This is a genomic window from Thermostichus sp. OS-CIW-29, assembly GCF_054058195.1.
This window is the reverse complement of the sequence record NZ_JBSSAB010000020.1, coordinates 1-12,604: the sequence shown is the minus strand read 5'-3', so window position 1 is coordinate 12,604 and position 12,604 is coordinate 1. Positions and strand designations below refer to the sequence as shown.

Annotated in this window: 10 protein-coding genes; 4 read left to right on the top strand and 6 right to left on the bottom strand. The window is 59.8% G+C overall.

The window, feature by feature from the left end:
- Nucleotides 1–31: 31 nt before the first annotated feature.
- Nucleotides 32–1,474 (bottom strand): gamma-aminobutyraldehyde dehydrogenase, encoded by a 1,443-nt coding sequence (locus tag ACVWZJ_RS08380; RefSeq protein ID WP_011432357.1) that lies wholly within the window; start codon nucleotides 1,472–1,474, stop codon nucleotides 32–34.
- Between the two features lie 891 nt (nucleotides 1,475–2,365).
- Between ACVWZJ_RS08380 and ACVWZJ_RS08375 the strand changes: the two genes are divergently transcribed.
- The gene (locus ACVWZJ_RS08375; RefSeq protein WP_011432359.1) at nucleotides 2,366–3,664 is read left to right on the top strand and encodes an efflux RND transporter periplasmic adaptor subunit; all 1,299 of its coding nucleotides are present in this window, start codon (nucleotides 2,366–2,368) and stop codon (nucleotides 3,662–3,664) included.
- Nucleotides 3,665–3,725: 61 nt separating this feature from the next.
- Complete coding sequence (locus tag ACVWZJ_RS08370; protein ID WP_011432360.1) at nucleotides 3,726–6,935, top strand: efflux RND transporter permease subunit; 3,210 nt, start codon at nucleotides 3,726–3,728, stop codon at nucleotides 6,933–6,935.
- A gap of 63 nt (nucleotides 6,936–6,998) precedes the next feature.
- Here the strand turns inward: ACVWZJ_RS08370 and ACVWZJ_RS08365 are convergent, their stop codons facing one another.
- The 4 genes from ACVWZJ_RS08365 to ACVWZJ_RS08350 all read right to left on the bottom strand — a co-directional run bounded on the left by ACVWZJ_RS08365 (nucleotide 6,999) and on the right by ACVWZJ_RS08350 (nucleotide 9,375).
- Nucleotides 6,999–7,256 carry a DUF2949 domain-containing protein gene (locus tag ACVWZJ_RS08365; protein WP_011432361.1) on the bottom strand — a complete coding sequence of 86 codons (258 nt, stop codon included), beginning with the start codon at nucleotides 7,254–7,256 and terminating at the stop codon, nucleotides 6,999–7,001.
- Between the two features lie 193 nt (nucleotides 7,257–7,449).
- Complete coding sequence (locus tag ACVWZJ_RS08360; RefSeq protein ID WP_011432362.1) at nucleotides 7,450–8,244, bottom strand: hypothetical protein; 795 nt, start codon at nucleotides 8,242–8,244, stop codon at nucleotides 7,450–7,452.
- Nucleotides 8,245–8,372: 128 nt separating this feature from the next.
- Nucleotides 8,373–9,116 (bottom strand): low-complexity tail membrane protein, encoded by a 744-nt coding sequence (locus ACVWZJ_RS08355; RefSeq protein ID WP_011432363.1) that lies wholly within the window; start codon nucleotides 9,114–9,116, stop codon nucleotides 8,373–8,375.
- Nucleotides 9,117–9,150: 34 nt separating this feature from the next.
- Nucleotides 9,151–9,375 carry an NAD(P)H dehydrogenase subunit NdhS gene (locus tag ACVWZJ_RS08350; protein ID WP_011432364.1) on the bottom strand — a complete coding sequence of 75 codons (225 nt, stop codon included), beginning with the start codon at nucleotides 9,373–9,375 and terminating at the stop codon, nucleotides 9,151–9,153.
- 214 nt (nucleotides 9,376–9,589) lie between these two features.
- Between ACVWZJ_RS08350 and ACVWZJ_RS08345 the strand changes: the two genes are divergently transcribed.
- Nucleotides 9,590–10,180, top strand: a complete 591-nt coding sequence (locus ACVWZJ_RS08345; RefSeq protein WP_457395754.1) for an FHA domain-containing protein — start codon at nucleotides 9,590–9,592, stop codon at nucleotides 10,178–10,180.
- A 1-nt stretch (nucleotide 10,181) separates the two neighbouring features.
- Here the strand turns inward: ACVWZJ_RS08345 and ACVWZJ_RS08340 are convergent, their stop codons facing one another.
- Nucleotides 10,182–11,651 carry a cation:proton antiporter gene (locus ACVWZJ_RS08340; protein WP_457395752.1) on the bottom strand — a complete coding sequence of 490 codons (1,470 nt, stop codon included), beginning with the start codon at nucleotides 11,649–11,651 and terminating at the stop codon, nucleotides 10,182–10,184.
- Nucleotides 11,652–12,310: 659 nt separating this feature from the next.
- Here ACVWZJ_RS08340 and ACVWZJ_RS08335 point away from each other — a divergent pair.
- Nucleotides 12,311–12,604: hypothetical protein (locus ACVWZJ_RS08335; RefSeq protein ID WP_457395750.1), on the top strand; the 294-nt coding region annotated here is incomplete at its 3' end.

Below are 12,604 nucleotides of genomic sequence, written 5' to 3'. Positions count from 1 at the left end.
TGGTCATCTTCTGTTCAAAATGGGCATCACTTCAGCGGGTTGCAATCATCACGTGTTTGGTGATTTGGTAGTCGCGCACCGCTTCTGCCGAGAGATCTTTGCCAAATCCCGATTGCTTAAAGCCGCCATGGGGGGCCTCAGAGGCAATGGGAATATGGTCGTTGATCCAGACGGTGCCGAACTCCAGATCGGCGGCCAACCTCATCGCTCGTCCGATGTCTTGAGTCCACACAGAAGCCGCCAGCCCGTATAGGACGTCATTGCCCAAGCGTAGCGCTTCCGCTTCTTCGCGAAACGAGCCGAGCGTGAGAACCGGCCCAAAAACCTCACTCTGTACGATCTCCGCTTTTTGATCGACATTGGCAATCACCGTGGGTTCATAGTAGTAGCCCTGGGCAAGCTGGGAAGGGATCCGACCGCCGGTCAGCACCTTGGCTCCCTCTGCTTTGGCCCGCTCCACAAATCCCATCACCCGCTCCCGCTGGGCTGCTGAGACCAAAGGCCCCATCTCCACTCCCGCCTCGAAAGGGGATCCCACCGTTACTTTGCGCATGGCTTCTACAATGGCCTCTTGCGCCTGCGCCAGCTTGCTCTCGTGCACATAGACGCGGGTGGCTGCCGTACAGTCTTGGCCGGTATTGACGGTGGCAGCAAATGTGGCCTTGGCAGCAACGGTCTCTACGTCCGCATCCTCGAAGACGATAAACGGCGCTTTGCCCCCCAGTTCCAAATGCACCCGCTTCAGGGTATCTGCCGCTGTCCGCATCACCTGCTTGCCGGTGGCGGTAGAGCCGGTAAGGCTGACCATGCGCACCTGGGGGTGCTCCACCAGGGCTTGGCCGGTAGCATTGCCTCCGGTAACGATATTGACTACCCCGGGCGGGATCCCAGCCTCGGCGATCAGTTCCCCCAGCATCAGGGTGGTCAGGGGGGTGGCAGGAGCGGGCTTGAGCACCACCGTACAGCCGGCGGCCAGGGCGGGGCCGATCTTCCAGACGGCCATCATCAGCGGATAGTTCCAGGGGGTAATTTGAGCGCACACCCCCACCGGCTCTTTGCGAAAGAGGGAGGTGTAGCCCTTGGCATATTCCCCGGCGCTAAAGCCATGGATGTCGCGGGCGGCAGCGGCGAAGAAACGCAGATTATCCACCGCAAACGGCAAATCTCCCCCTAAGCTGAGGAACTCGTAGGGCTTGCCGGTGTTTTCCGATTCCACACGAGCCAGTTCTGGGGCACGAGCCTCGATCAGATCTGCCAATTTCCAGAGGGCCAGGGATCGCTCGCCGGGGGTGAGTTTCGACCAACGGCCATCGTAGAAGGCTGTTTGGGCGGCCTGCACCGCCCGATCCACATCGGCAGGGCTGGCATCCACCGCCTCTGCCAGTTTCTCGCCGGTGGCCGGGTTCTCGATGGTCATCAGGCCCCCCCCTTGGCTATCGACCCATTGGCCGTCGATCCAGAGTTTGTAGGCCATAGCGATGTCCTCAACAGCTTGGTGAAATGGCTCTCCCCATTGTGCCGAATCTTTTTGGCTCGGCTTGAATCATAAGCTTCATTCAACTTTGGCAACTTTGGGGTGCAGAGATGGGATCCTTTGGGATTGGGATGGCCCAAACGGCTATTCGCAAAGCGGGCCGTAGACTGTGGCCAACGGCGCACTGGTGAGGATCCCGCATCTGCTAACTAACGGAGGTGCAGGGGCAATCAGTCCTGCACTCTACCCGCAGGGTGAGCACCGGGATACAGGGATCCCCGCCATACCTCTGAGCGAAATCTGTAGCAAAACCTACTTATGCTGGTGTAACCTACAAGCACCGGATTGATCCAGATGCCTGCCAACAAGCCGCTCGCGTCAGCGGGACGGAGGCCTTGCTGTTGGCGTGGCTGGAGATTGGCCAGGACGTATACAACTACACTTTGCCGGAAATCAACGAGTGGATAGCATCTTGCTCTTGGCCGGTGGACAGGGGTTCCTGGGTGCAGGAGTCCATCCTGCCTGCCGATGCACCGTTCCCTGTGGATTAGACTTGTTTTGCAAGCTGGCAGTAGCCAGGGAGGCTGGGGAAGGGAAACTGCCTGTTCAGTCGGTCTGTCGGGGGTTGTAGACCCAGACAAGTGGCGTGGGGCAGGAATGCCCGACCGCGAGGTAAGGACTCCGTCCTGCTGACGGGAAGGGTGGCCCGCGCTCTATCCACAGGACGAGCGCCGGGAGGATGTCACGCATCCACCCTAGCTCTGGATTGGGAAGGATGGCCAGCGCTTTTGCACAGGCGCAGCAGGGCACAGTCTCAGTACCCTGGTTGATTGAGTCAATGCAGAGGTGGGATCCCTCTGTTGGGATAGCCGTTAGGGAGGCAGGTTCACGATGCAACTGCGAACAGCTCTGCCGCTGTTGTGCCTTTCTCTCTTGGTAGCTGCTTGCCGGCCCGGCGGGCCACCTCGCAGCATGGGGGGTGAAGGGGGCGGAGAAGGCCAACCCACACCAGTGGCCGTCGGCAGGGTAGAGGAACAGCAAATCGAAGAGACTTCAGAGTTCATGGCCAGCCTCGGATCCCAGCAGGTGGCCAGTATCCGCCCTCAGGTCAGTGGACAGGTGACCCAGGTGTTCGTGCAGCTGGGATCCCAGGTGGCTGCCGGAGCCCCTCTCTTTGAGATCGACAGCCGGCAGCAACAGGCGGCGGTGGCCGGCCAAACGGCGGGGATTGCCGCAGCCCAAGCCAACCTGGAGAGCGGCCGGGCCGTGCTCAGCCAGTTGCGGGCGGATCGGCTGCGGCTGGAGGCAGCGGCGGAGTTTGCCCGGGAGCAGCACGAGCGCAACCTGCGCCTCTTGGCCGAGGGGGCCATCAGCCAGGCGCAAGCGGATCAATCCAGCCGCGACCTGCGCCAGGCGGAGGCGGCTTTGGCGGCGCAACAGGAGCAGATCCGCGCTCAGGAGGCCGCGATCTTGCGGGCAGAGCGGGAGGTGCAGCGAGCCCAGGCCGAGGCGGAGCGGCAACAGGTGCAACTGCAGTTTTTCCAGGTTACAGCTCCCTTTGCCGGCATTGTGGGGGATGTTTTGGTGCGGCAAGGGGACTACGTGACGCCTCAGACGGTTTTGACCACCTTGACCCAAACCCAGGCGCTGGAGCTCAACCTCAACATCCCGTTGCAGCGGGCCCCCCAGCTGCGCATTGGCACGCCGGTGCAGATCCTGGATAGCCGCGGCGAGGTGATCGGCAGCAGCCAAATCTCTTTCATTGCTCCCGAAGCCAACGCCGCCACGCAATCGGTGCTGGCCAAGGCTCTTCTGGAGAACCCTGCCGGCCAGTTGCGCTCGGCCCAGTTTGTGCGGACTCGGGTCATCTGGGAGGAGCGGCCGGCCTTGCTGGTGCCGGTGACGGCGGTGGCCCGCTTGGGGGCGCAAACCTTTGTCTACACGGTGCAGACAACGGAGCCGCCAGCAGAGGGCATGCCCCCGGGGGCGGTGGCGGTGCAAAGGCCGGTGCAGCTGGGATCCATCTACGGAAACAGCTATGAGGTGCTGGAGGGTTTGGAGGCCAATGAGCCAATTGTGCTGAGCGGCCTGCAGAAAATCCGCGATGGCGCCCCGATTGTCGATGAGGTGCTTTTTCAGCAGAGGATGCAGCCACAAGGGGGAGGGAGACCTCCTGGATCCCCGCCCTAGGTCCTCTCTCCGGCGGTTTCCCAACTCAGCTATCCCCTTTCACTCCTCACTGCGCTGGACTATGTTTGTTGACTTTTTCATTCGCCGCCCTGTTTTTGCCAGCGTCTGCTCCATCCTGATCGTGCTGGTGGGGGCGGTGAGCATTCCCCTACTGCCGGTGGACTACTACCCACAGGTGGCGCCGCCAGCGGTGAGGGTGACTGCTGTTTATCCTGGGGCCAACGCCGAGACGGTGGAGACGGCGGTAACCAATGTGCTGGAGCAGGAGATCAACGGCGTCGAGGGTATACGGTCTATCGCCTCGGTGAGCAGCAGCAACGGCACCAGCCAGATCACCGTTACCTTCAGCCCGGATCGGGATCTGGACACGGCGGCTGTGGATGTGCAGAACCGGGTGGCGCGGGCCCAGGGCCGGCTGCCGGCGGAGGTGATCCAAAACGGCATCAGCGTGGAAAAGGCCGGCGACAGCGCCTTTGTGCTGGTGTTGGCGCTGCGCTCAGAGGCGGGGGAATACGACGAGCTGTTTTTGAGCAACTACGCGGAGCTGTTTGTGCGGGATGCTTTGCGGCGCATCCGCGGCGTCAGCGATGTCATCATTTTCGGGGAGCGCACCTATGCCATGCGCATCTGGCTGGATCCGACGCGGCTGGCCAGCTATGGTCTGACAGCTCTGGATGTGGTAAACGCAGTGCGCCAGCAGAATATCCAGGTGCCCGCCGGCCAAATTGGCGGCCAGCCCAGCCCCCCGGATCAGGAGTTTCAGATCAGCGTCCAGGCCACGGGGCGGCTGTCGCAGCCGGAGGAGTTCGCCCAGATCGTTCTCAAGGCCAACGCCGATGGCAGCTTGGTGCGCATTGCCGATGTGGGCCGGGTAGAGCTGGGGGCCCAAAGCTACGATACGTTCTTCCGCATCGGGGGGCAGGAGGCGGTGGGGATCGCCATCACCCAACAACCGGATGCCAACGCCCTAGAGGTGTCGCGGCAGGTGCGGCAGACGTTGGCGCAGCTGGCGGAGAGTTTTCCGCCCGGCTTGATCTACGAGATCCCTTTCGACGCCACCCTGTTCATTACCGAGTCGGTGCAGGAGGTGATTTTCACTCTGTTGCAGGCGATTGGCCTGGTGGTGTTGGTACTGTTCATCTTTTTGCAAGATTGGCGCGTCACCCTCATTCCCACCGTTACAATTCCGGTGGCGCTGCTGGGGACCTTCGCCTTTGTGCGCCTGTTTGGCTTTTCCATCAACACTTTGACTCTGTTCGGCCTCACCCTGGCCACTGGCTTGGTGGTGGACGACACCATTGTGGTGGTGGAGAATATCTCCCGCTACATCCGCGACCGCGGCATGCGGCCTCTGCAGGGGGCCTCGGCGGGGATGAACGAGGTGTTGGGGGCGGTGATCGCCACGACGCTGGTGCTGCTGGGGCTATTTGTGCCTGTTGCTTTCTTTCCTGGCACCAGCGGTCGCATCTACCAGCAGTTTGCCGTCACCATTGCCGTGTCGGTTTCGCTGTCCACGTTTAATGCCATTACCTTGGCTCCGGCTTTGTCGGCGCTGCTAATTCGCCCCCGCTCAGAGCAGATGTTTTGGCTGCTGCGCTGGTTTGACCGCGCCGTGGAAGGGATCCGAGCGGCCTACTGCCGCCTGCTGGAGCTGGTGGTGAAGCTGCGGCTGCTGGTGGTGACGGGGTTTATTGCCTGTTTGGGCCTCACCTACTGGCTGTTCCAGGTTGTGCCGACGGGGTTTGTGCCGGATGAGGATCAGGGCTTTTTCATCACCATTGTTCAGGGGCCGCCGGGGGTCTCCCTTCACTACACCGACGGGGTGATTCGGCAAGCCACAGCCGTTTTGGAGGGGATCCCTGAGATCGAAAATCGGGTGATCGTGGGGGGGTTCAGCTTTACCGGGCCCTCGCCGGGGAATGGGCTGATCTTTGCCACCCTCAAGCCCTGGGAAGAGCGGCGGCAACCGGAGCAATCGGCGCAAGCGATTGTCAACCGGCTATTTGGGCCTTTTTTGGGCGGGATCAGCCGCGCATTGGTGATCCCGATCCTGCCGCCGGCCATTCCCAATTTGGGGGTTGCGGGCGGGTTTACTTTCCAGCTTCAGGATCGGGGGGTGAACGATTTCAACCTCTTGGAGCAGACGGCCAACACCCTGTTTTTTGTGGGCAACTCGCCGCCCCCGCCGGGCCAACCCCCCTTGGGCTTGCAGATTAACCCGCCCACCTTCAACGCCAATTCGCCGCAGCTAGAAGTACAGGTGGATCGGGAGATGGCCCAGTTGTTGGGGATCCCTCTGTTGGATGTCTTCGGCACGCTGCAGACGCTGCTGGGGGGCACCTACGTCAATGATTTCGACCTGTTCAACCGCAACTACCGGGTCTATGTGCAGGCGGATCAAGCATTCCGAGGTAACCCGGAAAGCATCGGCCAGTTCTACGTGCGGGGTGGGCAGGGGCAGCTCTTGCCGTTGAGCACCCTGGTTCAGGTGGAGGAGACCACCAGCCCGGCCATCATCAACCACTTCAACCTCTTCCGCTCGGTGGAAATTCAGGGCAGCGCCCTGCCGGGCTTTAGCTCAGGGCAAGCGATTCGGGCTATGGAAACTCTAGCCGCCCAGTTGTTGCCGCAGGGGTTTGGCTTCGAGTGGTCGGGCCTGTCGCTGGAAGAAATCGAGTCGGGAGGACAGGCGCCGCTGATCTTTGCTTTGGGCTCGGTGTTCGTCTTCCTGGTGCTGGCGGCGCAATTTGAGAGCTATGTGGATCCCTTGATCATTTTGTTGGCGGTGCCGCTGGCGGTTCTTGGGGCTCTTTTGGCGCAACTGCTGCGGGGCTTGACCAACGACGTCTTCTGCCAAGTCGGGTTGGTGATGTTGATCGGGCTGGCCAGCAAAAACTCCATCTTGATTGTGGAGTTTGCCAACCAGTTGGTTGCCCAAGGGATCCCCCTGGTTAAGGCTGCAGTGCAGGCGGCAGAGACCCGCTTCCGCGCGATTCTCATGACGGCCTTGAGCACCATACTTGGCATTTTCCCGCTGGCAGTGGCCAGCGGGGCCGGGGCCGCCAGCCGTCAGTCTCTGGGCACGGCGGTGATCGGCGGCATGTTCGTCTCGACAATGCTCAGTTTGCTGGTGGTGCCGGTGCTCTATGTCGTGATCAAGGGGATCCAGGTGCGAATTTTGGGGGGATCCCCTTCGCCTGTGGATCTGGCGCATCTGCCCCCACCGGAGGATCCCAAGGATCTGCTGCCTGGTGGCGACAGCGTTGGGTAGCAAGAGGGATCTGCTTGCTTCTTCTCTTCTGGCGGAAAAGCGAGTGGGGGAAGGGGGCACCTTTCATCCACCGCAGGCCCTGTCCTCGAGCAGTTCGGACTCGGCTTCGCTGGGCATTTTTTCCCAGAACTGAGCCAGGTGTTGCAGGCCCACAAAGCCCAACTGCCAGAGGATCAAGGCTAGAGGGCCGTGCTGCTGCCGTTGGATCTTCAGGGCCAGAGCCAGTTGTTTGGGCTTGAGGAGCTGTTGCTGCTCAGCAAACTGGCAGAACTGTCGATCCCATTGGCTAAGGGCTTGTAAATCCGGCAGGGTCGGTTCCATAGGTTTGGCCAGGCAGGAAAGGATTGAATGTCGAGGATCGGGATCCTCGTACTGATTCTGGGGATCTTCTTGCGGATCCCTTGCAACAGGTTTCTTCCAGGGTATGTGACCACCCAGGCCCTCCCAAGGCCGGTTAGGGCAGAGAGGACTGAGCTTTGTCGCAAAGCTGGCTTATAGATCCTGGCAGGACGGTCTATCCCCAGGGGTCGTCGTCGAAGGGACTATCTGACCAATAGCCACTCTGCTGGGATGGGGGGGGCTGTTGGGGAAGGGGCGGCGTGTAAGCAGGAGGCGGTGTTGGGATGGGGGTGGGTTTTTCCAGATCCTCAAGTCGAGGCAGGTCGGCGGGCTTGGGCTCGACACCAAGGCTTCTCAGCTTGGCTTGCGTTTCTTGCACTTGCGCATTGAGCTCTTCCAGGTAGGCGCGGTAGTGGTTGGCAGCTTCCAGGTACTGCTTGGCTTTCTTTTCGTTTTCCTGGACGACCGCCTCCAGTTCTTTGGTGCGAACGGTGTAATCGGCCTCTTGATTGGTGAGGTTTTCGATAGCTTGATTGAGTACAGCCCGCCGGCGCTCCAGTTGGGCTACGATTTCCGACAACTGTCGTTCTCGCTCGCTGAGGCTGCGTTCGCGGTTTTGGGTTTGTTCCAGTTGAAAGCTAGCCTGGCTTAACTGCTCTCGCAAATACATCACCTGGGGCTCTGTCTCGTTGCGTTCCTGCTGCAACTCAAAGACCCGGGCTTCCAAGTGATCTTTTTCCTGCTGCAACACTTCCCGCTCGTTCAAAAGACGGGTGTAGAGCTGGTTGAGAAAGTCCACCTCCATCACCACTTGGCTAAGCTGAGTGGCGTATTCCCCAACCAAAGCCAACTCCCGAGCGAGGTTTTGGGTTTCACTGGTGGCTTGATCGGTGAAAAACTGGGGAAGTTGGGTGGTTTCTCTGAGGCGTTGGGTAAATTGCTTGAAGCGGAAAGAAAAGTTGCTCGCCATTGCCGGTGCGGTAGCCTCGAAGATCAGGGGAATGCCGATGGTTGGATTTCACAGGGCTTGGATTGCTTCCAATCTACTTGGATTGCTTCCAATCTAACATTGAGCTACAGCTTTTGCGGAAGCTTGCCTTAGGTGGGATCGGGGGGAGTTTCAGGGGCCGGCATGGCAACTTCCCCAGAGGGATCCCGCTTCTCGGATTCCGGCTGGGGGTTTTCTGTCGCTCTGTTTTTAACCTTGTCTTTTTGGTCTTTCGAGGTGCCTTCTGAATCTTGGCCGGAGATGCGGCGCAACAGCCGTTGCAGGAGTGGGCTGCGGCGATTGCCGATGACGGAGAAGCGGCTTTCAATCTCCTCGACGGGGACGGGATCCATTTGGGCCAGCTCCGGCTCGCTGAGGAGGAGTACCCGTATCGTTGCAATGGGGATCTGCAAGAATAGGTTGGATCCCCAAAACCCAAAGGCAGCTATGGCTAGGCCTGCCAGACGGGTGCCGTTGCCAGGGGTGAGCGGGGCAAAGAGGGGGGCAAAGTCGTAGAGGCGCTCACCGACTTCCAGCATCAGGATTGCCGCCAACAGCGTCAAAATCTTATGTTCGGGGCTGAGGAAGGCGGCCAAGATGCGGCGCTGCTCGAGGGTGAGTTCTTCTGGGGGGACAGAAGCCACCCACACGCTAAAGATGTCAAACGGTTTGCGCCACTGCATAGCAAAGACCGGCCCAATGCCCACCACGGCCACCCAAGCCTGCTCCGCCCCCACCGGCAGGAGGGGATCCCCTGTGGCCAGCCCGATCAGGGTCAGCCCCACCCACAAGGGGAAGAGGAGGATGCCGGCGGCATGGATCCAGAGGAAAGGTTCCTGCCAATGGCTGCGCATGGGGAGATGCCAAAAGGGACAGGGGAGAGCAGGGCTAGGGGCGGGATTTGTCCACCACTTCCAATTCTGTGAGGCGGAAGGTGACTAATTTGTCCCAGTTGCCGCCTTCAAAGAGGACAGCGGCATGGTTGTCGGTAACCCGCTGTACCTGGCCCTCAAAGCAGTAGTAGGTGTCGTTGGGGTTGATGACCCGCACGGCAACGCCGGGGTAGATCGGGGGAAGGGCTTCGAGGAGGGTTGGGGTTGGAGTCGTGTTCACGTTTCAGCTATCCTCTTTTTTTGCAGAAGCTCTGCCTTACTATTATGGGGGAAAGCCCCTCTCTTGCCGAGTCTCCCCCTCGTTGAGCTTCTTCCCACAGCGGTTCGCCGAGGGTTGGGCAATGGCTGAGGTGTGGCTTCCAGCCCGCTAACACGAAAGGGGCCTGCACTGCAACTTCGACGGTCAACCCAGCTCCCCCTCAAGGCCCCAGACCATGGCTACCGGCGCACAGTCTTCCCCCTCCCAACTCTGGCATGTGTTGGTGATCGATGATGAGCAGGGACGGCGGGCTGTGGCCCTCAGTGCTGCCACCTATTCCATCGGCAGGGATCCCAGCAATGCGATTGTCATCGATTCGGCGGCGGTTTCCCGGCAACACGCGCTGCTGCTGCGGCTACCCCACAAAGATGGCCAATATACCTACCGGCTGCTGGACGGCAATATCGAGGGCAAGCGCAGCACCAACGGCGTCTCGGTGAATGGGCAGAGATGTTTGAGCTGGGATCTCAAGGATGGGGATCAGATCCTGTTGGGGGATCGGGTGCGGATGCAGTACTGCATTCGTCGGTTGTCGGACGAAGATTTTCAGCAGTATCTCCAGTCTGTAAGCTTTCGCAGCGTGAAGGCGGAGGTGGTGGATCGACGCTCCACAACACTGCAGCGGTTTGATCCGCCCTCGATGCAGGCAATTTTGTCCCAAGAGGAGACGACGGAGAAGATTGAAGGCGTGAGGCCCCGACGTCGCCATCCGCTGCGGCTGCTGTTCCAGACCCTCTGGGGGCGTTTGAGGGGGAAGCTGAGATAATTTAGCCCTCAGGAATGCCCACCCGTTCTGAGTCTGGGAGCGCTGATGCAGTCTCGTCGGCACCGCCTTTGCGCTCTTGCTCTGACGCTTCTGCCTGCAAGTCCAGGAGGGAGGGGGAGTTGGCTTCCCCAATCAACACTCCCCGCAGCCAGAGGGGAGCGACAAAGGTGGTGGCAATCACCATGACGATAATGCTGACATCGAGGGCATCGGAGAGAACTCCACTGGCGGCCCCCACACCGGCAAACACCAGGCCCACCTCACCCCGGGGAATCATGCCCACTCCGATGGCGTAGCGGTTGATGCCCGGCTTGCCAAAGGCCCCCAAGCCCGCTGCTAGCTTGCCCACAATGGCAACTCCGATCAAGAAGACGGCAATGATCAGCCCCTCTCGGTTGACGGGGAGGGTGGGGTTGAGTACGGCAAGGTTGGTTTTGGCCCCAACGCAGACGAAGAAGATGGGCACCAGTAGGTCGGAAATGGGCTTGATCTGTTCTTCCAGCTCTTGCCGTTTCTCGGTTTCGGCCAAGATTAAGCCAGCGGCAAAGGCGCCCAAAATCGCTTCTAGATGAATGATTTGCCCTACATAAGCCAGCAGAAAGGCCAGCACGAGGGCGGGCAGAAGGGGGTTACCTCGGGTCTTCAGGCTGTTGAGAAGGGCCACAAAGTAGGGGCTGAGAAGGCGCCCCAAAACAATGGAGCCGACCAAGAAGAGGATGGCACTGAGGATGATGATGCCAATATCGGAAAGGTTGACTTCTCCGTTTTTGGCCAAGCCCGCCACCACGGCCAAGATGATGATGCCCAACACGTCATCCAAGACGGCGGCGCCGATGATCACCTGTCCTTCTGGGGAGGTGAGTTTTTGCAGCTCGGCCAAGACGCGGGCGGTGATGCCGATGCTGGTTGCTGTGAGGGCAGCGCCGGCAAATATGGCGGGGATAACGGGCACATGAAACAGGTAGAGCAAGCCCAGGGTTCCGGCCAGGAAAGGCACAGCGACCCCGATGACGGCTACGGCTGCGGCTTGAGGGCCGACCCGCAACAGCTCGGCCAGATCCGACTCGAGGCCGATTTCAAACAAAAGGACGATCACCCCGATCTCGGAGAGGATGTCGATGATCTGGCTTTGGGAGGAGAACACCTGTACCAGGGATCCCTCGTCGAGGCCGGCAGTGGCTTGCAGAAATTGCATCAGTGCTGAGGATTGAGCCAAGGTGTGCAGCTCTTGGCCGGAAACTTGTCCTTCTGGGAAGACAAGCAACCCCAGAGCGGAGGCCCCTACCGCGACGCCCCCCAGCAGTTCTCCCAACACGGGGGGAAAACTCAGGCGAACGGCGATTTCTCCGGCAATACGGCTGGCCAGATAGATGACCACCAGAGCCATCAGCACCGCCGCCAAGATCAGGGGTAAAAGATTGGCAGCCCCTTCCGGTTCAAGGGGGGCAGCGGCTTCAACAGCAAGCAACACTGAATCTAGGTTGTTCAACAGCAAGATCTCACCCTCAAATGATGAACAGCTTTTTGTCTCGGGCCGGCCCTGGTGGGAACGCTGCCGTTCCCATTCCTTTCGCCCTTCTGCTGGAAGACCGTTATAGAAGCTAACCTCCCTTGGAAACTGTTGGCAACGCCCAGGTAGGCACTCTTATACTCCAGATAATTCCTGCTTATCAGGACGTTAGTCTCTTCTTCGTCACCCTTCGTCACCGGTCATCACAGGGGTCTGCCTAAAGGGGCTATCAGATCCCCTTCCACCACTCATGACGAACCGGTTGTTCGCGCTTAGTAGCTAGGTGGGGTGACTACCGGTGACTACAGGTGACTACGCGGTAGTCACCGCCAAAACCCGCTCTGTGCAAGGGTTTGGGGGCATTCGGTGACTAAGTGACTACGCATGACACCCCAGACTCCATTGGCCGAATGAGAACAGGGATCCCAGCGTGGATGGGATCCCTGTGGGGAGCGTAAGTTGCTTTGGAGTGGTGCCAATGGTGGCGGCTAGGATATCACGGTACCTTGATAGGACGGCCTGGTGTTCGAGCGGTTTGCCGACCATGATGCCGGTTGGATCCCTGGTCGGGTTCGCGTAGCCACTGTTGAATTCGACGATGTTTACCTTGGAGACCGCACATGTCAGAGCTCGAACGCTCTTTGTTCCAGCACGGTATCGAAATGTCCGGCTGGTTGCTGCCTCCCTTGGAAGCCACTGAAGAGGATCCTCCGGAAGCTGGTGTGCCGGGTACCGGTAACCCGCTGCAAGCTCAGGTTTCTTTTCCCGAGCTGCTACCGAATACTCTGGGGGCGACGCTGCATCAGTTTGCAGAAAGACTAGGTTGTGTTGATCTTTCATTTGAGCCAAAAGAGAGCACTGACGAGATAGAGAAAACTCAAGAAGTTCCTGGCCAATTTGTCAAAACGAGAACA

What these genes read in the sequence shown, in the direction of transcription:
- ACVWZJ_RS08355 (WP_011432363.1), bottom strand. Translation starts at nt 9,116, where the DNA reads ATGCGCAGCCATTGGCAGGAACCTTTCCTCTGGATCCATGCCGCCGGC.
- ACVWZJ_RS08370 (WP_011432360.1), top strand. Translation starts at nt 3,726, where the DNA reads ATGTTTGTTGACTTTTTCATTCGCCGCCCTGTTTTTGCCAGCGTCTGC.
- ACVWZJ_RS08375 (WP_011432359.1), top strand. Translation starts at nt 2,366, where the DNA reads ATGCAACTGCGAACAGCTCTGCCGCTGTTGTGCCTTTCTCTCTTGGTA.
- ACVWZJ_RS08345 (WP_457395754.1), top strand. Translation starts at nt 9,590, where the DNA reads ATGGCTACCGGCGCACAGTCTTCCCCCTCCCAACTCTGGCATGTGTTG.
- ACVWZJ_RS08360 (WP_011432362.1), bottom strand. Translation starts at nt 8,244, where the DNA reads ATGGCGAGCAACTTTTCTTTCCGCTTCAAGCAATTTACCCAACGCCTC.
- ACVWZJ_RS08380 (WP_011432357.1), bottom strand. Translation starts at nt 1,474, where the DNA reads ATGGCCTACAAACTCTGGATCGACGGCCAATGGGTCGATAGCCAAGGG.
- ACVWZJ_RS08365 (WP_011432361.1), bottom strand. Translation starts at nt 7,256, where the DNA reads ATGGAACCGACCCTGCCGGATTTACAAGCCCTTAGCCAATGGGATCGA.